General features: G+C 65.9%; 20 protein-coding genes, 1 tRNA gene and 1 pseudogene. 13 read left to right on the forward strand and 9 right to left on the reverse strand.

The annotated features are described in order from the left end of the window. From DIE23_RS27095 to phoR, 7 genes and pseudogenes are all read left to right on the forward strand, one after another. Positions 1–246: pseudogene (locus DIE23_RS27095) on the forward strand (phosphate ABC transporter substrate-binding protein PstS); the annotation flags it as partial. A 94-nt stretch (positions 247–340) separates the two neighbouring features. After that, positions 341–1,327, forward strand: coding sequence for a phosphate ABC transporter permease PstC (pstC, locus tag DIE23_RS27100; RefSeq protein WP_124614929.1), 987 nt, complete (start codon positions 341–343; stop codon positions 1,325–1,327). Continuing rightward, positions 1,324–2,217, forward strand: a complete 894-nt coding sequence (gene pstA / locus DIE23_RS27105; protein ID WP_124614930.1) for a phosphate ABC transporter permease PstA — start codon at positions 1,324–1,326, stop codon at positions 2,215–2,217. Before pstC ends, pstA begins: the two co-directional genes overlap by 4 nt. A gap of 15 nt (positions 2,218–2,232) precedes the next feature. Next, a complete protein-coding gene (gene pstB / locus DIE23_RS27110) occupies positions 2,233–3,081 on the forward strand; it encodes a phosphate ABC transporter ATP-binding protein PstB (protein ID WP_059523444.1) in 849 nt (282 codons plus the stop codon). 18 nt (positions 3,082–3,099) lie between these two features. After that, a complete protein-coding gene (gene phoU, locus DIE23_RS27115; protein ID WP_014897420.1) occupies positions 3,100–3,804 on the forward strand; it encodes a phosphate signaling complex protein PhoU in 705 nt (234 codons plus the stop codon). A gap of 30 nt (positions 3,805–3,834) precedes the next feature. After that, on the forward strand, positions 3,835–4,536 hold the full coding sequence (gene phoB / locus DIE23_RS27120; RefSeq protein WP_006750313.1) for a phosphate regulon transcriptional regulator PhoB: 702 nt from the start codon (positions 3,835–3,837) through the stop codon (positions 4,534–4,536). Between the two features lie 57 nt (positions 4,537–4,593). Continuing rightward, positions 4,594–5,913 carry a phosphate regulon sensor histidine kinase PhoR gene (phoR, locus tag DIE23_RS27125; protein WP_124614931.1) on the forward strand — a complete coding sequence of 440 codons (1,320 nt, stop codon included), beginning with the start codon at positions 4,594–4,596 and terminating at the stop codon, positions 5,911–5,913. Positions 5,914–6,029: 116 nt separating this feature from the next. Here the strand turns inward: phoR and ppk1 are convergent, their stop codons facing one another. Next, the gene (gene ppk1 / locus DIE23_RS27130) at positions 6,030–8,093 is read right to left on the reverse strand and encodes a polyphosphate kinase 1 (protein ID WP_124614932.1); all 2,064 of its coding nucleotides are present in this window, start codon (positions 8,091–8,093) and stop codon (positions 6,030–6,032) included. 279 nt (positions 8,094–8,372) lie between these two features. Here ppk1 and ppx point away from each other — a divergent pair, with 279 nt between their 5' ends. Then, complete coding sequence (gene ppx, locus DIE23_RS27135; protein WP_124614933.1) at positions 8,373–9,887, forward strand: exopolyphosphatase; 1,515 nt, start codon at positions 8,373–8,375, stop codon at positions 9,885–9,887. A gap of 54 nt (positions 9,888–9,941) precedes the next feature. Here the strand turns inward: ppx and DIE23_RS27140 are convergent, their stop codons facing one another. After that, entirely contained in the window at positions 9,942–10,373 is a 432-nt protein-coding gene (locus tag DIE23_RS27140; RefSeq protein WP_124614934.1) for a hypothetical protein, read from the reverse strand. Positions 10,374–10,608: 235 nt separating this feature from the next. Between DIE23_RS27140 and DIE23_RS27145 the strand changes: the two genes are divergently transcribed. Next, entirely contained in the window at positions 10,609–11,187 is a 579-nt protein-coding gene (locus tag DIE23_RS27145; protein ID WP_124614989.1) for a LysE family translocator, read from the forward strand. Between the two features lie 189 nt (positions 11,188–11,376). Here the strand turns inward: DIE23_RS27145 and DIE23_RS27150 are convergent. Then, positions 11,377–11,453: transfer RNA gene (locus DIE23_RS27150), tRNA-Pro, on the reverse strand. A gap of 173 nt (positions 11,454–11,626) precedes the next feature. On the opposite strand from DIE23_RS27150, the gene sixA reads away from it, so the two are divergent. Both sixA and DIE23_RS27160 read left to right on the forward strand, forming a co-directional pair. Then, positions 11,627–12,088 carry a phosphohistidine phosphatase SixA gene (sixA, locus tag DIE23_RS27155; protein WP_185646540.1) on the forward strand — a complete coding sequence of 154 codons (462 nt, stop codon included), beginning with the start codon at positions 11,627–11,629 and terminating at the stop codon, positions 12,086–12,088. Between the two features lie 159 nt (positions 12,089–12,247). Beyond that, the gene (locus DIE23_RS27160) at positions 12,248–13,054 is read left to right on the forward strand and encodes a GNAT family N-acetyltransferase (RefSeq protein ID WP_059449345.1); all 807 of its coding nucleotides are present in this window, start codon (positions 12,248–12,250) and stop codon (positions 13,052–13,054) included. Between the two features lie 209 nt (positions 13,055–13,263). Here the strand turns inward: DIE23_RS27160 and DIE23_RS39690 are convergent, their stop codons facing one another. Then, on the reverse strand, positions 13,264–13,434 hold the full coding sequence (locus DIE23_RS39690; RefSeq protein WP_162840567.1) for a hypothetical protein: 171 nt from the start codon (positions 13,432–13,434) through the stop codon (positions 13,264–13,266). Between the two features lie 135 nt (positions 13,435–13,569). On the opposite strand from DIE23_RS39690, the gene DIE23_RS27165 reads away from it, so the two are divergent. Beyond that, positions 13,570–13,761, forward strand: a complete 192-nt coding sequence (locus DIE23_RS27165; RefSeq protein WP_124614936.1) for a hypothetical protein — start codon at positions 13,570–13,572, stop codon at positions 13,759–13,761. Positions 13,762–13,781: 20 nt separating this feature from the next. Here DIE23_RS27165 and DIE23_RS27170 read toward each other — a convergent pair whose 3' ends face one another. From DIE23_RS27170 to DIE23_RS27180, 3 genes are all read right to left on the reverse strand, one after another. Beyond that, the gene (locus tag DIE23_RS27170) at positions 13,782–15,152 is read right to left on the reverse strand and encodes an MATE family efflux transporter (RefSeq protein WP_124614937.1); all 1,371 of its coding nucleotides are present in this window, start codon (positions 15,150–15,152) and stop codon (positions 13,782–13,784) included. 10 nt (positions 15,153–15,162) lie between these two features. Beyond that, positions 15,163–15,489 carry a DUF2288 domain-containing protein gene (locus DIE23_RS27175; RefSeq protein ID WP_124614938.1) on the reverse strand — a complete coding sequence of 109 codons (327 nt, stop codon included), beginning with the start codon at positions 15,487–15,489 and terminating at the stop codon, positions 15,163–15,165. An 84-nt stretch (positions 15,490–15,573) separates the two neighbouring features. Further along, positions 15,574–17,193, reverse strand: coding sequence for an acyl-CoA synthetase (locus tag DIE23_RS27180; protein WP_124614939.1), 1,620 nt, complete (start codon positions 17,191–17,193; stop codon positions 15,574–15,576). Positions 17,194–17,365: 172 nt separating this feature from the next. Between DIE23_RS27180 and DIE23_RS40385 the strand changes: the two genes are divergently transcribed. Further along, a complete protein-coding gene (locus DIE23_RS40385; RefSeq protein WP_260436176.1) occupies positions 17,366–17,491 on the forward strand; it encodes a hypothetical protein in 126 nt (41 codons plus the stop codon). Between the two features lie 80 nt (positions 17,492–17,571). Here the strand turns inward: DIE23_RS40385 and DIE23_RS27185 are convergent, their stop codons facing one another. Together DIE23_RS27185 and DIE23_RS27190 are read right to left on the reverse strand one after the other, a co-directional pair. Continuing rightward, the gene (locus DIE23_RS27185) at positions 17,572–18,264 is read right to left on the reverse strand and encodes a peptidoglycan DD-metalloendopeptidase family protein (RefSeq protein WP_124614940.1); all 693 of its coding nucleotides are present in this window, start codon (positions 18,262–18,264) and stop codon (positions 17,572–17,574) included. A 133-nt stretch (positions 18,265–18,397) separates the two neighbouring features. Next, positions 18,398–19,309, reverse strand: coding sequence for an aldose epimerase (locus DIE23_RS27190; RefSeq protein WP_124614941.1), 912 nt, complete (start codon positions 19,307–19,309; stop codon positions 18,398–18,400). Between the last annotated feature and the right edge of the window lie 267 nt (positions 19,310–19,576).

Consider the following 19,576-nt stretch of genomic DNA (forward strand, 5'->3'; position numbering starts at 1 on the left):
AACCAGCCGGGCAAGGAAGCATGGCCGGTCGTCGGCGCGACGTTCGTGCTGCTGCACGCGAAGCAGGACAAGCCGGAGCAGGGCGCCGAAACGCTGAAGTTCTTCAGCTGGGCGTTCAAGAACGGCGAGAAGGCAGCGGACAGCCTCGACTACATCTCGCTGCCGGCATCGGTCGAGACGGAAATCCGCAAGCAGTGGAAGACGAAGGTGACGGACGCATCGGGCAAGTCGGTCGCCGCGGAGTAAGCAATACAGCGGTTCGCTGCCCGGCCGTGCCGGTCGGGCAGTGTGTGCGGTAAGGCCGGGCGTTACGGCGCCCGGCGATCCAGAACAGGCAACCATGTCTGATATTTCCTACACGTCCTCCCGGTCCGCCGACGCCGCGTCGCAACGCGCGCCGGGCCGTCTCGGCGACGTTCTGTTCGGCGGCCTCGCACGGCTTGCCGCGATCGTGACCCTGCTGCTGCTGGGCGGGATCATCGTTTCCCTGATCATTGCGTCGATGCCGACCATCCAGAAGATCGGCATCGCGTTCCTGTGGCAATCCGAGTGGGATCCGAACTCGGATGTCTACGGCGCGCTCGTGCCGATCTACGGCACGATCGTGACGTCGATCATCGCACTCGTCATCGCGGTGCCGGTCAGCTTCGGCATCGCGCTGTTCCTCACCGAACTGTCGCCCGTGTGGCTGCGCCGCCCGCTCGGCATCGCGATCGAGCTGCTCGCCGCGATTCCGTCGATCGTGTACGGCATGTGGGGCCTGCTCGTGTTCGCGCCGATCTTCGCGGAATACTTCCAGAAGCCGATCGGCCGCATCTTCAAGGACGTCTGGGTGCTCGGCCCGCTGACGGCCGGCCCGCCGATCGGCATCGGCATCCTCGCGGCCGGCGTGATCCTCGCGATCATGATCATCCCGTACATCGCGTCGGTGATGCGTGACGTGTTCGAAGTCACGCCCGTGCTGCTGAAGGAATCGGCGTACGGGATCGGCTGCACGACGTGGGAAGTGATGTGGAAGGTCGTGCTGCCCTATACGAAGACCGGCGTGATCGGCGGCGTGATGCTCGGCCTCGGCCGCGCGCTCGGCGAAACGATGGCCGTGACCTTCGTGATCGGCAACACGAACCTGCTCGACAGCGTGTCGCTGTTCGCGCCGGGCAACAGCATCACGTCGGCGCTCGCGAACGAATTCGCGGAAGCGCAACCGGGCCTGCATACGTCCGCGCTGATGGAACTGGGCCTGATCCTGTTCGTGATCACGTTCATCGTGCTGTCCATCTCCAAACTGCTGCTGCTTCGTCTCGAGAAGGGAGAGGGCAAGAAATGAGCGAGCCCATCATGAATTTCCCGGGGCCGAACGGCGCCGTGCTCGATGCGATGCGCAATCGCCTGCAGCGCAAGCGCAAGGTGACCAACGCGATCGCGCTGACCGCGTCGCTCGGCGCGATGGCATTCGGCCTGCTGTGGCTCGTGTGGATTCTCTACACGACGGTGCATCTCGGTGTCGGCGGCCTGTCGCTGCAGCTGTTCACCGAATCGACGCCGGCACCGAACACGGAAGGCGGCGGCCTGGCGAACGCGATCGTCGGCAGCCTGCTGCTGTGCGGTTTCGGCACGCTGGTCGGCACGCCGATCGGCATCCTCGCGGGCGTCTATCTCGCCGAATACGGCCAGAAGAACCTGCTGGCGAGCACGATCCGCTTCATCAACGACATCCTGCTGTCGGCGCCGTCGATCGTCATCGGCCTGTTCGTGTACGCGATCGTCGTCGCGAAGTCGGGGCGCTTCTCGGGCTGGGCCGGCGTGATCGCACTCGCGCTGCTGCAGATCCCGATCGTGATCCGCACGACCGAGAACATGCTGAAGCTCGTACCGAACGCGCTGCGCGAAGCAGCCGTCGCGCTCGGCACGCCGAAGTGGCGGATGGTGCTGAAGATCACGCTGCGCGCGTCGGTCGGCGGGATCGTGACGGGCGTGCTGCTCGCGGTCGCGCGGATCGCCGGCGAAACGGCGCCGCTGCTGTTCACGGCATTGTCGAACCAGTTCTTCTCGTGGGACATGAGCCAGCCGATGGCGAACCTGCCCGTCACGATCTACAAGTTCGCGATGAGCCCGTTCGCCGAATGGCAGTCGCTCGCATGGGCGGGCGTGTTCCTGATTACGCTCGGGGTGCTCGGACTCAACATCCTGGCGCGCTCGATCTTCTCGAAAAAGTAACGGCGGAGCGATCCGATGAATATGGCAGAAAGCCACCTGAATCCCGTCGAGCGCACCGCTGCGCCCGCCGGCACGCAAGACGCGGCGCATGGCCGTCCGCTGGCGCCGCTGAACGCGAAGATCGAGGTCAACAACCTCAACTTCTTCTACAACAAGTTCCACGCGCTGAAGAACATCAACCTGCGCATTCCCGAAGGGAAGGTGACGGCGTTCATCGGCCCGTCGGGTTGCGGCAAGTCGACGCTCCTGCGCACGTTCAACAAGATGTACGCGCTCTATCCGGAGCAGCGCGCCGAAGGCGAAATCCTGATGGACGGCGAGAACCTGCTGACCACCAAGCGCGATATCTCGCTGCTGCGCGCGCGGATCGGCATGGTGTTCCAGAAGCCGACCCCGTTCCCGATGTCGATCTACGACAACATCGCGTTCGGCGTGAAGATGTTCGAGAAGCTCACGCGCTCGGAGATGGACGACCGCGTCGAGTGGGCGCTGACGAAGGCCGCGCTGTGGAACGAAGTGAAGGACAAGCTGAACCAGAGCGGCTACGGGCTGTCCGGCGGCCAGCAGCAGCGTCTGTGCATCGCGCGCGGCATCGCGATCCGTCCGGAAGTGCTGCTGCTCGACGAGCCGTGCTCGGCACTCGACCCGATCTCGACGGGCCGCATCGAGGAGCTGATCGCGGAGCTGAAGAGCGACTATACGGTCGTGATCGTCACGCACAACATGCAGCAGGCCGCGCGCTGCTCGGACTACACGGCCTACATGTACCTGGGCGAGCTGATCGAATTCGGCGAAACCGAAAAGATCTTCATCAAGCCGGTGCGCAAGGAAACGGAAGACTACATCACCGGCCGTTTCGGCTGATGACGGAGAATCACTACCATGTCGGATAAACATCTGTCGAGCCAGTTCGACGCGGACCTGAATGCCGTGTCGTCGAAAGTGCTGGAAATGGGCGGGCTCGTCGAGTCGCAGATCGTCGGCGCGATGCACGCGCTGAACGAATTCGACCGCGATGCGGCCGAGAAGGTGATCGCGGCCGAGGAAACGCTGAACGCGATGGAAGTCGACATCGATCAGGAGTGCGGCAACATCATCGCGCGGAGGCAGCCTGCCGCGCGCGACCTGCGTCTTCTGATGTCGATTTCGAAAACGATTACGAACCTCGAGCGCGCCGGCGACGAGGCCGAGAAGATCGCGAAGCGCGTGCGCCGCCTGGTCGACGAGCCGGCCGCGCGCACGGTGAACATCGCCGAGATCAAGGTGTCGGGCGAGATGGCCGTGACGATCCTGCGCCGCGCACTCGACGCGTTCGCGCGCCTCGATACGGTGGCGGCCGCGCAGATCGTCAAGGACGACAAGGAAATCGACCTGGAATTCCGCGCGTTCGTGCGCAAGCTCGTGTCGTACATGCAGGAAGATCCGCGCACGATCTCGGTCGGCCTCGAGTACCTGTTCATCGCGAAGGCGATCGAGCGGATCGGCGACCACGCGAAGAACATCGCCGAATTCATCATCTACATCGTGAAGGGCACCGACGTGCGGCACCAGCCGCGCGACACGCTCGATCGCGAAGCCAACAGTTAATCGACTCCGTAAGGAAGAACAGAGGTGCCGATGCCCAGCAACATTCTCGTCGTTGAAGATGAGCCCGCGATTTCCGAACTGATCTCGGTGAATCTCCAGCATGCCGGTCACTGCCCGATCCGCGCGTACAACGCGGAGCAGGCGCAGAACCTGATCAGCGACGTGCTGCCCGATCTCGTGCTGCTCGACTGGATGCTGCCGGGCAAGTCCGGCATCGCGTTCGCGCGCGACCTGCGCAACAACGAACGGACCAAGCACATTCCGATCATCATGCTGACCGCGCGCGGCGACGAGCAGGACAAGGTGCTCGGCCTCGAGATCGGTGCGGACGACTACGTGACGAAGCCGTTCTCTCCGAAGGAGCTGATGGCGCGCATCAAGGCCGTGCTGCGCCGCCGCGCGCCGCAGCTGACCGAGGACGTCGTGTCGATCAACGGGCTGCGCCTCGATCCGGCCACGCACCGGGTCGCCGCGCACGGCGACGGCAGCGAGATCAAGCTCGATCTCGGCCCGACCGAATTCCGCCTGCTGCATTTCTTCATGACGCATCCGGAGCGCGTGCACAGCCGCACGCAACTGCTCGACCAGGTCTGGGGCGATCACGTGTTCGTCGAAGAGCGCACCGTCGACGTCCACATCAAACGATTGCGCGCGGCCTTGAAACCGGCCGGCTGCGATGCGATGATCGAGACCGTGCGCGGCAGCGGCTACCGGCTCGCGAAGCACGCGTAACGTATCCGGACATGCCGTGTGCCACGGCATGCCGTTCATTCTTTCGGGCGCTGAATCATGAACATCATCTGGGCGCGCTTTATCGTGTCGCTCGTGCTGCTCGTGCTGCTCAGCGTATTGGTCGGCGTGTTCGCCGGCCCGGCCGCGGGCTTCGCGTTCGCGGCCGTGATGCTGGTCGCGCAGGGCTTCTTCAGCACCTTCCATACGCAACGCCTGTGGCGTCTGCTCGATGCGCCCGTCTACGGCGAGGTGCCGAGCGCGCCGGGCATCTGGGGTGAAATCTACTATCGGCTGCACAAGCTCGCGAAGCAGTGGCATGCGCAGGTCCGGCAGGTCGAGCAACAGCATTCGCGCTTCATCCAGGCGATCCAGGCATCGCCGAACGGCGTCGCGATGCTCGACGACCATGACCAGATCGAGTGGTGCAACGCAATCGCGGAGGTGCATTTCGGCCTCGATGCGAAACGCGACCTGCGCCAGCACATTACGAACCTGGTGCGTCATCCGGAGTTCGTCCGTTACCTGAACGCGCACCATTACGACGAGACGCTCGTGATGCGCGGGATGGGCGACGCGCGGCAGAACGTGCTGGAAGTACAGGTGTTTCCGTACGGCGAGAACCGCAAGCTGCTGCTCACGCAGGACATCACGGAGCTCGAGCGGACCGACGCGATGCGGCGCGACTTCGTCGCGAACGTGTCACACGAATTGAAGACGCCGCTCACCGTGCTGTCGGGCTTCCTCGAGACGATGCGCGAACTGCCGCTGAACGAGGAAGATCGCGCGCGCTATCTCGAGATGATGGAGCAGCAGGCGTCACGGATGCGGCACATCGTCACCGATCTGCTGGTGCTCGCGAAACTCGAGGGCGAAAGTAAGCCGCCGATGGATCACGCGATCGACATGCGCGCCGTGTTCGACCATCTGAAGGAGGATGCGCAGACGCTGTCGAACGGGCATCACGAGATCGCGTTCGCGATCGACGAGACGCTCGGCGTCACGGGCGCGCAGACCGAGGTGTTCAGTGCTTTCGCGAATCTCGTCACGAACGCGATCCGTTATACGCCGGACGGCGGCAAGATCCTGGTGTCCTGGCGGCGCGAGGGTACGCAGGGCGTGTTCTCCGTCACCGACAGCGGCTTCGGCATTCCGGCCGCCGACCTGCCGCGTCTGACCGAGCGCTTCTATCGCGTCGATCGCAGCCGCTCGCGCGATACGGGCGGCACGGGGCTCGGCCTCGCGATCGTCAAGCACGTGCTGCAGCGGCACGACTCGCACCTGTACGTGCAGAGCGAGGAAGGGCGCGGCAGCACGTTCACCGCACGCTTCCCGGCCTCGCGGATCATCGCGATCCGGCCGGCCGCGTTCGAGGCGTGAGCGCATGACGCGAATCGGGTGCCTCACGTGGGCATCCCGCCGGAAACAAAAAAGCACAGCCCTCGGGCTGTGCTTTTTTGTTTGTTGCGCGACACGCGAAACCGCGCGCCGCGTGCCTACGAACAGAACTTCGCGAGCAGCCCGAGCTGTGCGTTGCGGGTCGTCTTGCCCGCACGGCGCCGGCGGTAGTGGCCGTCGCTGAGCATTTGCCAGGCCGACTGGTTGTCGCCGAGGCAGACCGACAGCCCTTCGGCGATCACGCGGCGCTTCAGCTTGCGCTCGCGGATCGGGAATGCGACTTCGACGCGGCGGAACAGGTTGCGGTCCATCCAGTCGGCGCTCGACAGATAGACGTCCTCGGCGCCGCCCGCGTGGAAATAGTAGATGCGGTGGTGTTCGAGGAAGCGCCCGACGATCGAGCGCACCGTGATGTTCTCCGACAGCCCAGGCACGCCCGGCTTCAGCGCGCACACGCCGCGCACGATCAGGTCGACCTTGACGCCGGCCTTCGATGCTTCGTACAGCGCGGCGATCACCGACGGCTCCAGCAGCGCGTTCATCTTCGCGACCACGCGCGCGCGCTTGCCGGCACGCGCATTGTCGATCTCCGCACGGATCGATTCGATGATGCGCGGATGCAGCGTGAACGGCGACTGCCACAGCTCGTGCAGCGTGAGCTCGCCGCCGATCCCGGTCAGCTGCTGGAAGACGTGGTGCACGTCCTCGCAGATCTTCTGGTCGGCCGTCATCAGCCCGAAGTCGGTGTACAGGCGGGCGGTGCGCGGGTGATAGTTGCCGGTGCCGAGGTGCACGTAGCGGCGCAGCATCGCCTTGCCGGCCTGCACGACGCGCCGCACGATCAGCATCATCTTCGCGTGGCACTTGTGGCCGACCACGCCGTACACGACGTGCGCGCCGACGGCTTCGAGCTGTGACGCCCAGTTGATGTTGGTTTCCTCGTCGAAGCGCGCGAGCAGCTCGACGACGACGGTCACTTCCTTACCGTTGCGCGCGGCTTCCATCAGCGCGTCCATCAGCGGCGAATCGGTGCCGGTGCGGTAGATCGTCTGCTTGATCGCGACGACGCTCGGGTCTTTCGCGGCCTGCTGCAGCAGTTCGAGCACCGGCTGGAAGCTTTCGTACGGGTGGTGCAGCAGGATGTCGCCGTCGTCGATCGCGTCGAACATCGTCGGCGCGTTGACGATCGCGGGCGGGATCGATGCGGCGAACGGCGCGAACTTCAGGTCGGGGCGATCGACGAGATCGGGGATCTGCATCAGTCGCACCAGGTTCACGGAGCCGGCCACGCGATAACAATCCTTGTCGCCGAGCACGCTTTCCTCGAGCAGGCGTCGCACGATATGCGCCGGCGTGTCGGCCGATACTTCGAGCCGCACCGCGTTGCCGAGGTGGCGCGCAGGCAGTTCGCCCTGGAGCGCGACGCGCAGGTTGGTGATTTCGTCCTCGTCGACGAACAGCTCGCTGTTGCGCGTGATGCGGAACTGGTTGCAACTCTTCACGACCAGTTGCGGGAACAGTTCGCCGACGAAGCGCTGCATGAACGAGCTGAGCAGCACGAAGCCGTGCTCGAAGCCCGACAGCGCCTGCGGCATGCGCACGACGCGCGGCAGCGCGCGCGGCGCCTGAACGATGCCCATCACCGCCTGGCGGCCGAACGCGTCGCGGCCTTCGAGCTCGACGACGAAGTTCAGGCTCTTGTTCAGCACGCGCGGGAACGGATGCGCCGGATCGAGGCCGATCGGCGTCAGCACCGGCAACAGTTCATCGAGGAAGTAGCGGCGCGCCCATTCGAGCTGCTCGTCGTTCCACGTGTCGCTCGCGTGGAAGTAGATGCCTTCCTGTTCGAGCGCGGGCAGCACGGTTTCGTGCAGCATCGTGTACTGGCGGTGCACGAGCCGTTGCGCGCGCTCGACGACGAGATCGTAAGCGTGCTGCAGCGACATGCCGTCGGGTGTCAGTGCGCCGGGGTTATCGCGGATCTGTTCCTGAAGGCCGGCCATCCGGACTTCGAAAAATTCGTCGAGATTGCTGCTCGTAATGCAGATGAAGCGCAGTCGCTCGAGCAACGGAATGTGCGGGTCCGCCGCCTGGGCCAGCACGCGCTCGTTGAAACCGAGGATGCCGAGTTCACGATTGAGAAGCGGATAACGGACGGACATCGGCAGAGTAGGGGGTGATTCGGGCGATGATTCGAAAGGACGCTCGGAAACTCTCACGGTACGATGACGTGCTGATGACAATGGTTTATTTATATCGGGAAATTCTACGCCGGAACCGTTTCGTCTCATAAATGTTTCGGCCATATACAATCCACCCGTGTACATGCCCGTGAAGCGTGGCAACGGCAAGCGTTCCACGCTTAAAATGTCGCCTTTGATTGATCGTCCAGCGAGGCCGGAGCGGCTGCCGCGGGCGAACGCGCACGGAGCCCCCTTCTGATGGTTACATCCCCCCACTTGCTGGCTGCCGTCGATCTCGGCTCGAACAGCTTCCGGCTGATCGTCGGGCGCGTCGAGGAAACGCCGGCGGGCAGCCAGATCTATCCCGTCGATGCGCTGCGCGAGCCGGTTCGACTGGCCGCGGGCCTGTCGAGCGACAAGATGCTCGACCGCGCGTCGCAGGAGCGTGGCTGGGAGGCGCTCAAGCGGTTCGGCGAGCGCCTGCGCGATTTCCATCCCGATCATGTGCGCGCGGTGGCGACCAACACGCTGCGCGTCGCGAAGAACGCGGGCGAATTTCTCGGCGAGGCCGAGGCGGCGCTCGGTTTTCCGATCGAAGTCATCGCGGGCCGCGAAGAGGCGCGCCTGATCTATGCGGGTGCCGCGCATTCGGTACCCGCGAGCGCCGGCAAGCGGCTCGTCGTCGACATCGGCGGCGGCTCGACCGAATTCATCATCGGCTCGCATTACACGCCGATCGTGATGGAAAGTCTCTATATCGGTTGCGTGAGCCATAGCCGTGCGTTCTTCCCGGCCGGCAACGTCGACGAATACACGATGCGGCAGGCCGAACTCGCGGCCAAGCGCGAGATCCAGATCATTTCCAGCGAGTACAAGAAGGCTGGATGGGACCAGGCAATCGGTTCGTCCGGCACCGCGCGTGCGCTCGCGGAGCTCGTCGAGGCGAATGGCTTCAACGACGCGGGCATCACGCACGGCATTTCGCGCGGCGGGCTCGAACGCCTGAAGCGCGCGCTGATCAAGGCCGAGAACGTGAACCGGCTGAAGCTGATCGCGCTGAAGCCCGATCGCGTGCCGGTGCTCGCCGGCGGCCTCGCGATCATGCTCGCGGTGTTCGAGGAACTGGGCGTTGACTATGTCGACACCACCGACGGCGCGCTGCGTCTCGGCGTGCTGTACGACCTGCTCGGCCGGACCCAGCACGAGGACATGCGCGCGGTGACCGTCGAGGGCTTCACGCGTCGCTACGGCGTCGATCGTGCGCAGGCCGAACGGATCGCCGCACTGGCGGTGCGGTTCTACGACGAGCTCGACGAGTCCGACGACGAAGCACGCGAGGAAGGCCGGATGTTCCTCGGCTGGGCCGCCGCGTTGCACGAGATCGGCCTGTCGATCTCGCACAGCTCGTATCACAAGCATTCGGCGTATATCGCGAGCAATGCCGACATGCCGGGTTTCTCGCGCACCGACCAGGCGCGCCTGGCCGCGCTCGTGGTCGGGCATGCGGGCAAGCTCGGCAAGCTGTCGCAGGCGCGCGACGTCGAATGGCCGCTGCTGTTCTGCCTGCGACTCGCCGCGCTGCTGTGCCGGCGCCGGACCGATGCCGGGCTGCCGAACATTTCCGTGTCGCAGATGAAGAAGGGCGGGTATGAAGTGCGCCTGCCGAGCGCATGGGTCGAGCAGAACCCGCTGACCGACTACAGCCTCAGCCAGGAAGCGGCCGAGTGGGAGAAGGTCGGCATTCCGTATCGCGTGGTTTATACGGGCGCGTAACGCGCCGGCATGGCGGCGGCGCGCTCGTGCCGCCCCGCCTTTCTTGCGACGCGCTCAGTCCGAGCACACGATCGCGGTCAGGAACGGGAATGCCTGCTTGACGGTCGCATCGCTGCCGGCCTTGCGGACGGCCTGCTCGACCGCGTTTTTCGTGCCGCGCACCACGACGCCGTACGCCCAGTTGCCGATCGGCGTTCCGTCGCCCAGCTGGAAGATCGGATCGTTCGCCTGGTAGCCAAGCACGACATAGACGCCGAAGCCGTAGGCGGTCAGCGGATGGTTCGTGCGGAACGCGTTCACCGAATTCGATTCGACATGCATCGGCTCCGACTGGATGTCTCCGGCCGCGAGCAGCGGCGCGACGAATTTGTGGCCATTCGAATGGCAGTCGAGCGCGTCGTCGAGCGACTTGGCCGACGCGGCGCTCGACGCGCCGAGTGCGAGCAGCGCGCCGAGCAGGGCGGTCTTGAAAACGTGGTTTTTCATGCGCGGTTGCGGGTTAGTCGCGGACATTATCGCGTGTTCCAGCAAGTTTCGTGCGCGGGCTGCGGATGGTATTGCCTTGCTGATTCGGCTCGCCTGTACAGCGCACTGGAAGCGACGAAGTTCGAGTTCGGCGAACAAACCGATGCGTCGCCGTATCTGGCATCGCTTCATGACGAACGAAGCTGAAAAATCGGTCACCACCTCTGGCGAGGCTACGTTGGATACTCATCAATTGATGACGATGTGTTTTTACGCGGTATTGGTGTTGATCGTTCCAGGGCCGACCAACACGCTGCTGTTTTCATCGGGAATCAGTGTGGGTCTGGCGCGAACGTTGCCGCTCGTGCTTGCGGAGGCAGCAGGCTACGTCATCGCCATCTCTGTTTGGGGCATCTCGCTGCTGGCGTTCGCCGTGCAGCATCCACAAGTCTTGAGCGTGATCAAGGTAGCCTGCTCGTCGTACCTGCTGCTGTTGGCCGCAAAGATGTGGACGCGGGGCAGTCTGGAAGGCGATCGACGTCCGAAGGCGGTGACGCGGCGGGATCTGTTCGTCGCGACGCTATTGAATCCGAAGGCCTTTCTGCTTGCAAGTACGGCATTCCCGCTTCAGGCGTTTCACGATGCCAATAGCGGGGCCGTCGCGTTCGGTGCGTTTCTGCTGATCCTCGTGCCCGTCGGGACGGGTTGGGCCAGCCTGGGGCGTATGACAAGGAGACTGGCATCCGGACCGCGCCATATCACGACGGTGCTTCGTTCCGCATCGGTGCTGTTGGTGTTGTTTTCCGGGACGCTGCTGTATTCGCTCGCCAAATGAATCGAGAACGGGCACGCGTTGTGGCGGGGCGCGTCAAGTCCCGGTGCCGATGGATGGCACTGTGGTGGCGAGACGAGATGAGGTGAATTGATGCAGCCGCAAGGGATCGATATCGGCTGATCCGGACTGCATGGTGCTTGAAACGGAAAAGGGGTTACAAACCGATGGCTTGTAACCCCTTGATTCCTTTGGTCGGAGCGATAGGATTCGAACCTACGACCCTCTGATCCCAAATCAGATGCGCTACCAGGCTGCGCTACGCTCCGACGAGCCAAAGATTCTATCGTCTAATGGGGGATCGGGTCAATCACGTTATGCATGCGGCATGCATGATCATGAATGGGTCACGATTGGTGACAATGCGAAGGGTGACAATTCGCTAGTGATCGTCCGGCCCGCGTGGGCGACCGGATCGTTCGCCGAAGCATGGAGAGACATCATGATGAACCTGATCCTGTGGCGCCACGCCGAAGCCGAAGACTACGCGGCAAACGACCTCGCACGCCAATTGACGGCCCGCGGGCGCAAGGAGGCGCAGGCCATGGCCAAATGGCTGCGCAGCCGGCTCGAGTCGAGCAGCGTGATCCTCGCGAGCCCGGCGGCGCGCACCGTGCAGACCGTCGAGGCGCTGACCGACCAGTACCGGACCATCGATGCACTCGCGCCGGGTGGCAGCGTCGACGACGTGCTGGCGGCCGCCGGCTGGCCCGACGGCATCGCACCGACGGTCGTGATCGTCGGACACCAGCCGACGCTCGGCAGCGTCGCCGCACAGCTGATCGCCGGCAACGACGACAGCTGGAGCGTCAAGAAGGGCGGTATCGTGTGGCTCGCGAGCCGCACGCGCGACGGCAGCCGTCAGGCCGTGCTGCGCGCGGTATTGACGCCGGACCTGGTCTGAAGGGGCTTGAAGGCATTGATCATACGGTTTCGCAAGCTTTCTGCTAAAGTCAATTCGGCGACACGTCATTGAATGGACACGGTCGTGCCACAGAACGGTAACGACCGGTTACTACATTGGCTGGCATGTCGTCCTATTCCTTACGACCAGGAAAGCCTAATGCGAGAACTGCCGACGCCTACGCTCCCTTTTGCCTCGCTTCCCCTCGATACGTCGAGGCGTCACCTGCCGCGCGCTGCTGAAACCGTCACATCCGAATACCGTCTGCGTGCCGCCTGGGCACGCACGGAAGACGAATTGCGCGAGGCCCAGCGCCTGCGTTACACCGTCTTCGCCGAAGAGATGGGCGCGCAGGTCAGCGGTCCGTCCGGTCTCGACGTCGATCCGTTCGATGCCTATTGCGACCACCTGCTGGTGCGCGATCTCGACACGCTGAAGGTGGTCGGCACGTACCGCGTGCTGCCGCCTCACCAGGCCGCGCGTGTCGGCCGTCTGTATGCGGAAGGCGAATTCGACCTGTCGCGCCTCACGCACCTGCGCGGCAAGATGGTCGAGGTCGGCCGCTCGTGCGTGCACAGTGACTACCGCAGCGGCGCCGTCATCATGGCGCTGTGGGGCGGTCTCGGCGCATACATGATGCAGAATGGCTACGAGACGATGCTCGGCTGCGCGAGCGTGTCGATGGCCGACGGCGGCCACTATGCGGCGAACCTGTATCAGTCGCTGCCGGCCAACTCGCTGACGGCGCCGGAATACCGCGCGTTCCCGCATACGGCACTGCCGGTCGACGAGCTGCAGACGGGCACCGTCGTCGCGCCGCCACCGCTGATCAAGGGCTATCTGCGCCTCGGCGCGAAGATTTGCGGCGCGCCGGCGTGGGATCCGGACTTCAACTGCGCGGACTTCCTCACGCTGTTCCGGCTGTCGGACATCAACGCCCGCTACGCCCGGCATTTCCTGGGCTGAGCCATCCCGATCGCGGCGTGCTGCCCGGGTGCGCACGCACGCAAACGCCGTCGCGCGGCAGTCTGCGGCGCGACGGCGTTTGACCATTCCAAGGACGTTGTCGTATCAGGCCCTGTTAATTTGAGCGATATGCGCTGACCACCGTGCGGCTGGGCGCACGTTTACGGCGGGCTGCGCAGGTGGCGGCCCGGACGACAGGGCGGGCTTGCCTAGTGCTTGCGGCGCCAGTCGAGCAGGTGGTGCTCGGCCATCCAGTGATGGATCATCCCTTCGCCGCCGTGGCTGCGCTTGTATTCGCGCGACTCGAAATAGGACAGGGCGACGAGCACCATCAGGCCGATGAACAGGCCAATCAGGCCAGCGATCTCTTCAGACGACATGGCAGCCTCCTTTCAACGGCACAGCGCCATGGCTGCATAGTAGGACACGCGCGGGACGACCCCCAACCCGGAATTCCGCTAGACTCGGCGCGGTCCTGGCGCGCGATGGGCGCGCCGTTTTACGGAGCCTTCCCGATGACCCGTTTCATGCTGGCCGTGCTGGCCGCGTCCCTTCTTGCCGGCTGTACCAGCGATCCCCGTCAGGCCCGTCGCGGCCACCCGCCGCAAGATCCGGCCGATTACCACGGTGTGCCGACCGACATGACGCCGCCGTCGATGCTCGGCGAACCGGCGCCGTCGGCGCCCGCACCTGCGCCCGCGCAGTAACGACGCGGATCGCGCGGCCGTCAGGCGCCGGTCGTGGGAGCGTCGGCGCCGATCCGCCGCATCAGCGCCGGCAGGTAGCGCGCGAGCGTCGCGCCGCGCGCGACCATGAACAGCAGCAGCGCGAACCACAATCCGTGATTGCCGAACGGCCCGACAGCCGCCAGCGTCGCGGCAATGAAGATCGCGAACGACGCGACCATCGCGCGCATCAGCGATTGCGTCTGCGTCGCGCCGATGAACACCCCGTCGAGCAGGAACCCCCACACCGACACGATCGGCGAGATCGCCGCCCACGGCAGGTATTGCAGCGCGACCGCGCGGATCTCGGCCTGGTCGGTCAGTCGCGCGACGATCCAGCCGCCGGCCGTCCAATAGACGAGCGCGAACAGCAGCGCGCCGAGCGCGGACCACAGCAGCGTCACGCGCACGGCCTGCCGGAATGCGCTGCGGTCGCGCGCGCCGGCTGCGGCACCGACGAGCGCCTCGGCCGCATGCGCGAAGCCGTCGAGCCCATACGCCATGAAGGTCTGGAAATTCAGCAGCAATGCGTTGGCCGCGAGCGTCGCGTCGCCCTGTCTGGCGCCGAGGTGCGCGAACCAGCCGAATGCGCCGAGCAGGCACAGCGTGCGCAGGAAGATGTCGCGATTGAGCGCGATCAGCCGCTTGAGCGCCGCTCGGTCCGCCAGCGCCCGCACGGCCAGCGGCACGAGACCGCGCGGCCGTAGCCGCCACAGCATCCAGGCGCCGAGCGCGAAGCCGCACGCGTCGGCGGTCGCGGTCGCCGCACCGATCCCCGCAATGCCCCAGCCGAAGCCGTACACGTACAGCAGCACGGCACCGATGTTCACCGCGTTGATGAAGACCTGCGCGACGAGCGCGAGCCGCACGCGCTGCGCGCCGAGCAGGTAACCAAGCACGACGTAGTTCGCGAGCGCGAATGGCGCGCTCCAGATTCGCGCGTGGCTATAGGCCAGCGCCGTCGTGCGGACGGCCTCGCTGCCGCCCAGCGCGGTCAGTGCGAACGACAGCAGCGGCACCTGAAGCGCGAGCACGGCGGCACCGAGCACGAAAGCGACGATCAGCGCGCGCAGTACGTTCAGGCGGATGCTGTTGGCGTCGCCGGCGCCATGCGCCTGCGCGACGAGGCCAGTCGTGCCCATGCGCAGGAAGCCGAAGCCCCAGAACACGAAGTTGAAGAACAGCCCGCCGAGCGCGACGCCGCCGAGATACTGCGCACCGTCGAGGTGACCGGCGACGGCCGTGTCGACCGCGCCGAGAATCGGCTGGGTCAGGTTCGCCAGGACGATCGGGAAGGCGAGCGCGAGGACCCGCCGGTGCGAGACGGCGGCCGATCCGGTGCCGGCCCCGTGCGGTAATGCGGATTCGGACATGACGGACGCGTCAGGCGCGTTCCTGCACGCAGACCCATGGCGACACGACGACCGCCCACAGCTCCGGATTGCGCGCCGCGAAGTCGGCGGCGGTTTCCGCCGGCATGCGTGCGACGAGGCCGGACGACAGCCAGCGCGTGACCTGTTCCGCGTCGTCGCCGGCGATCGCTTCCGCGACGCTGACGAGATCGAGATCGCGCGCGACCGACAGCAGCTTGCCCTGCGCGAAGAAGCGCTCGAGATCGCACCAGTCGATCTTGGCTGTTTCGCCGAGGAGTTTGGCGTAGAGCGGGCTGTGCGCCGCGCCCGCGGCGGATTCGTGTTGGTCGGAGGACATCGGTGGTGTGCTGGAAAGACGGTGTGGGCGCCACTATAAACCATCCAGGCGATCGGCCGGCCTCCCGGCGCGGCCGCGCCCGGTTCACGCGTCGCGCAGCGCGCGGCGCACGATCTTGCCGGTCGCCGTCATCGGCAGGCCGTCGACGAACGCGATCGCGCGCGGGTACTCGTGCGCGGCCAGGCGCGTGCGCACGTGGGCCTGCAGCGCCTGGACGAGCGCGTCGTCGCCGACATGGCCGGGGTTCAGCACGACGAACGCCTTGACGATCTCGGTGCGTGTCGGGTCGGGCACACCGACGACCGCTGCCATCCGCACCGCCGGATGCGTGAGCAGGCAGTCCTCGATCGGCCCCGGGCCGATCCGGTAGCCGGCGCTCGTGATCACGTCGTCGTCGCGGCCGACGAAGCGCACGAAGCCGTCGGCGTCGATCGTGCCGGTGTCGCCGGTGAGCAGGTAGTCGCCCGCGAACTTGTCGCGCGTCGCGGCGGGATTGCGCCAGTATTCGATGAACATCACCGGATCGGGGCGGCGCACCGCGATGTGCCCCTCGACGCCGGGCGGCAGCGGCGTGCCGTGCTCGTCGACGATCGCGACCGTATGGCCGGGCACGGCCTTGCCGATCGCACCGGGCTGCGCCTCGAACAGCGCGGCGCACGACGACAGCACCATGTTGCATTCGGTCTGCCCGTAGAACTCGTTGATCGTCACGCCGAGCGCGTCGCGCCCCCAGGCCGTCAACTCGGTGCCGAGCGATTCTCCGCCGCTCGCGACCGATTTCAGCGCCAGCGTGTGGCGCTCGCGCGGCGCGGGCACCGTGCGCATCAGCTTCAGCGCGGTGGGCGGCAGGAACGCGTGGGTCACGCCGTGCCGCGCCATCAGCGCGAACGCGGCTTCGCCGTCGAACTTCTCGAAGCGGTGAGCGAGCACGGGCACGCCGTGATGCCATGACGGCAGCAGCACGTCGAGCAGCCCGCCGATCCACGCCCAGTCGGCGGGCGTCCAGAACAGGCGCGCGTCGCGCGGGAAGCATTGCTGCGACATCTCGACGCCCGGCAGGTGGCCCAGCAGCACGCGATGCGCATGGAGCGCGCCTTTCGGCTTGCCGGTCGTCCCGGACGTGTAGATGATCACCGCCGGGTCGTCGGCGGCGGTGTCCGCCGGCACGAAGTCGGGCGATTCGGCCGCGAGTGCGGCGTCGAAGCGCAGCACGTCCGGCGCGTCCGGCGCATCGCCGCCGATGCAGTAGCACGTGCGCAGCGCCGGCAGTTGCGCGCGCAGCGGCGCGATCTTCGCGTAACCGGCCGCGTCGGTGACGAGCGCGGCGGCTTCGCTGTTCGCGAGCCGGTATTCGAGCGCGTCGGCGCCGAACAGCGTGAACAGCGGCACCGCGATCGCGCCGAGCTTGTACGCGGCGAGATGGGCGATCGCCGTTTCGGGGCCCTGCGCGAGAAAGATCGCGATCCGGTCGCCGCGTTGCAATCCCGCGCGCGCAAAGCTGTTCGCGAGCCGGTTAGAAGCATTCCTCAGGTCGTCGAACGTGATGCGCGATACGTCGCCTTGCGCCGTTTCGTGGATCAGCGCGAGCCGTCCACTGCCGTCGGCCCACTTGTCGCAGACGTCCACGCCGATGTTGTAGCGGGCCGGAACGTCCCACTGGAAGCGGGAGAGCAGGTCGTCGTAGTGGTCGGCGGCGGGCAGCATCGCGAGTCTCCTTGGCGTCGATCGTCGGCATCGGTCGATGGATTACATCGGCATTTCACGCGACCGACACCACAATGGCGTCTGATAGATAGGGAATGTGCGGACTCGTGCAACGGGTGCGGCTCAGTGCACGATTCCGCAATGACGCATAAGATCACGACAAAACAGTGATGTGACCATGGATTTGCTTTTGATAGCTGCGGGGTTCAGCCTGTTCGGCATCGGTGCGCTGGTGGTGTTCGCCAGCCGCGTCGATCCGCTGTCCGGCCGGTTCACCGGCCGTCTGCGCAAGCGCTGACACAACCTTCCCGATTTCCCTCGCGACGACATGCGATGCATGCCGTCATCGCGTGTCGCCCCCCGTCGACGGGGGCGCGCTCAGCGCGCCGGCAGGTAGCGTGCCGGATCGATCGAGCGGCCGCCGTAGCGCAGCTCGAAGTGCAGCGCGATGCGATCGCTGTCGCTGTTGCCCATCTCCGCGATCGTCTGCCCCTGCGTGACCGGCTGGCCTTCCTTCACGAGCAGCGCGCGGTTGTGCGCGTAGGCCGTCAGGTAATCGGCGTTGTGCTTGAGGATGATCAGGTTGCCGTAGCCGCGCAATCCGTTGCCCGCATAGACGACGGTGCCCGGCGCGGCGGCCAGCACCGGCGTGCCTGCAGCGTTCGCGATATCGAGGCCCTTGGATTTCGAGCCGTCGAAGGTGCGCACCACGTTGCCGGCGGCCGGCCAGATCAGCGCGATGCTGGAGGCCGGCTTCACGGCCGATTCGACCGGCGCGGAAGGCGCGGGGCGGCTGCGGCCCGCGCTGCCCGTGCCGGTGGTCGACGCGGTCGTCGTGCCGGGCGGCGGCGCGACGCGCAGCACCTGGCCGACCTCGATCGCGTCGGGGTTCGTGATCTGGTTCCAGCGCACGATGTTCGCCGTCGACGTGCGATTCTCGCGCGCGATCTTGTAGAGCGTGTCGCCGCGTTCGACGCGGTAGTACCCCGGGCCGACGGGGGCGGAGCCGCACGCGACGAGCAGCGCGGCGCAGGCGGCCGCGAAGAGCCGCTTCGTTGTTGTTCCGATCATTGAACCTCGCAAAACCCTGCCGCGCGCGACGCGGCAGGCGATACAAAACGTCCGATTTTAACGGGTTCGACCCGCGCACCGCAGTTTCGGGCCGCGGGCGTGGCCGGCGCGCACCGGTTCGGTGCGGCCGATGTCAACCGGCGAGCGGCTGCACGCGAATCCGCAGCGTGGCCGTTTCGGTCGCGCCCGGTGCGAGCATGCGCAGCCCGAGACCGTTGTGGATCGCGTCCGGCAGGCCGAGCCACGGCTCGACGCAATAGAAGTCCGATTCCGGTTTTTCCGCCCAGGTCGTGACCGCGTACCACGGGATCGAGCCCTGTACGTCGAGCGCGATCTCGATCGTGCGACGGCGCCCCGGCATCACGATGCGCACCGGCGTGGCCGGCGCGCCGTCGAGGCAATGGAAGCGGTCGAGGATGTCCGGATCGCCAAGGCTGTATGACGCCGCGCCGGGCTCGAGCGGGCTGATCGAACCGTCGGCGCGCTGCATGCAGCGGCGCGTCGGCGGCAATTCGAGCGTGGTTTCCGCGCGCTCGCCGTGCGGCAGCGCGAAATAGAAATGGTGGCCCGCGTAGTAGGGCAACGGCGTGTCGCCGCGATTGGTCGTGGTGAGCGCGACGTCGAGCGTGTGCGCATCGGCGAGCCGGTAGGTCGTTTCGAACCGGAAATCGAACGGATAGCTGTCGCGCAGCGTGTCGTTTGCGTCGAGCGTCATCGACAGCGCGGCGCCGTCGGCCGACGGTTGTGCCGCGAACGGCAGGTCGCGCGCGAAACCGTGCATCGGCAGGTCGCGGACCACGCCGGCGGCATCGCGCCAGCGGCCCAGTTCGCCGTCGACGCGATGGCGGCCGAGGAACGGAAACAGCAGCGGATTGCCGCCGCGCACGCGCGCGAGGTTGCTCCAGTCGGCCGTTTCCGGCCAGAAGATGACCGGCTCGCCGTCGACGTGCCACGACAGCAGGCGGCCGCCGAATTGCGGGGCGACCCGAACGAGCGACGGGCCGGCGTGGAGTTCATGAATGTCGTGCTGCTGGAAGATCGGCATGGCGAATCGGTATGAACGGGTGGGCGGGGAGTGCGATGGCGCGCTCCATTATCGGGCTGCGAGGCGGTCGGGGAAAACCCTTCTCGGGAAATCGCGAGTTTTTCAGACTGCCAACGGTCTGGATAATGCCTCTAAACCGGTGATGTTGCCGGGTCATGACACTTCGTGGAGGGGGCCATGGATCTGGCAATGGCAATGGGAATCGCACTGTTCGGCATGTTCACCGGCAGCACGGTATTGTTTTTCTATCAGCTCGGCCGCTGACGG

It is taken from the genome of Burkholderia sp. Bp9143 (assembly GCF_003853645.1).
Taxonomy (GTDB): Bacteria; Pseudomonadota; Gammaproteobacteria; order Burkholderiales; family Burkholderiaceae; genus Burkholderia.

What these genes read in the sequence shown, in the direction of transcription:
- pstC (WP_124614929.1), top strand. Translation starts at nt 341, where the DNA reads ATGTCTGATATTTCCTACACGTCCTCCCGGTCCGCCGACGCCGCGTCG.
- pstA (WP_124614930.1), top strand. Translation starts at nt 1,324, where the DNA reads ATGAGCGAGCCCATCATGAATTTCCCGGGGCCGAACGGCGCCGTGCTC.
- pstB (WP_059523444.1), top strand. Translation starts at nt 2,233, where the DNA reads ATGAATATGGCAGAAAGCCACCTGAATCCCGTCGAGCGCACCGCTGCG.
- phoU (WP_014897420.1), top strand. Translation starts at nt 3,100, where the DNA reads ATGTCGGATAAACATCTGTCGAGCCAGTTCGACGCGGACCTGAATGCC.
- phoB (WP_006750313.1), top strand. Translation starts at nt 3,835, where the DNA reads ATGCCCAGCAACATTCTCGTCGTTGAAGATGAGCCCGCGATTTCCGAA.
- phoR (WP_124614931.1), top strand. Translation starts at nt 4,594, where the DNA reads ATGAACATCATCTGGGCGCGCTTTATCGTGTCGCTCGTGCTGCTCGTG.
- ppk1 (WP_124614932.1), bottom strand. Translation starts at nt 8,093, where the DNA reads ATGTCCGTCCGTTATCCGCTTCTCAATCGTGAACTCGGCATCCTCGGT.
- ppx (WP_124614933.1), top strand. Translation starts at nt 8,373, where the DNA reads ATGGTTACATCCCCCCACTTGCTGGCTGCCGTCGATCTCGGCTCGAAC.
- DIE23_RS27140 (WP_124614934.1), bottom strand. Translation starts at nt 10,373, where the DNA reads ATGAAAAACCACGTTTTCAAGACCGCCCTGCTCGGCGCGCTGCTCGCA.
- DIE23_RS27145 (WP_124614989.1), top strand. Translation starts at nt 10,609, where the DNA reads ATGACGATGTGTTTTTACGCGGTATTGGTGTTGATCGTTCCAGGGCCG.
- sixA (WP_185646540.1), top strand. Translation starts at nt 11,627, where the DNA reads ATGATGAACCTGATCCTGTGGCGCCACGCCGAAGCCGAAGACTACGCG.
- DIE23_RS27160 (WP_059449345.1), top strand. Translation starts at nt 12,248, where the DNA reads ATGCGAGAACTGCCGACGCCTACGCTCCCTTTTGCCTCGCTTCCCCTC.
- DIE23_RS39690 (WP_162840567.1), bottom strand. Translation starts at nt 13,434, where the DNA reads ATGTCGTCTGAAGAGATCGCTGGCCTGATTGGCCTGTTCATCGGCCTG.
- DIE23_RS27165 (WP_124614936.1), top strand. Translation starts at nt 13,570, where the DNA reads ATGACCCGTTTCATGCTGGCCGTGCTGGCCGCGTCCCTTCTTGCCGGC.
- DIE23_RS27170 (WP_124614937.1), bottom strand. Translation starts at nt 15,152, where the DNA reads ATGTCCGAATCCGCATTACCGCACGGGGCCGGCACCGGATCGGCCGCC.
- DIE23_RS27175 (WP_124614938.1), bottom strand. Translation starts at nt 15,489, where the DNA reads ATGTCCTCCGACCAACACGAATCCGCCGCGGGCGCGGCGCACAGCCCG.
- DIE23_RS27180 (WP_124614939.1), bottom strand. Translation starts at nt 17,193, where the DNA reads ATGCTGCCCGCCGCCGACCACTACGACGACCTGCTCTCCCGCTTCCAG.
- DIE23_RS27185 (WP_124614940.1), bottom strand. Translation starts at nt 18,264, where the DNA reads ATGATCGGAACAACAACGAAGCGGCTCTTCGCGGCCGCCTGCGCCGCG.
- DIE23_RS27190 (WP_124614941.1), bottom strand. Translation starts at nt 19,309, where the DNA reads ATGCCGATCTTCCAGCAGCACGACATTCATGAACTCCACGCCGGCCCG.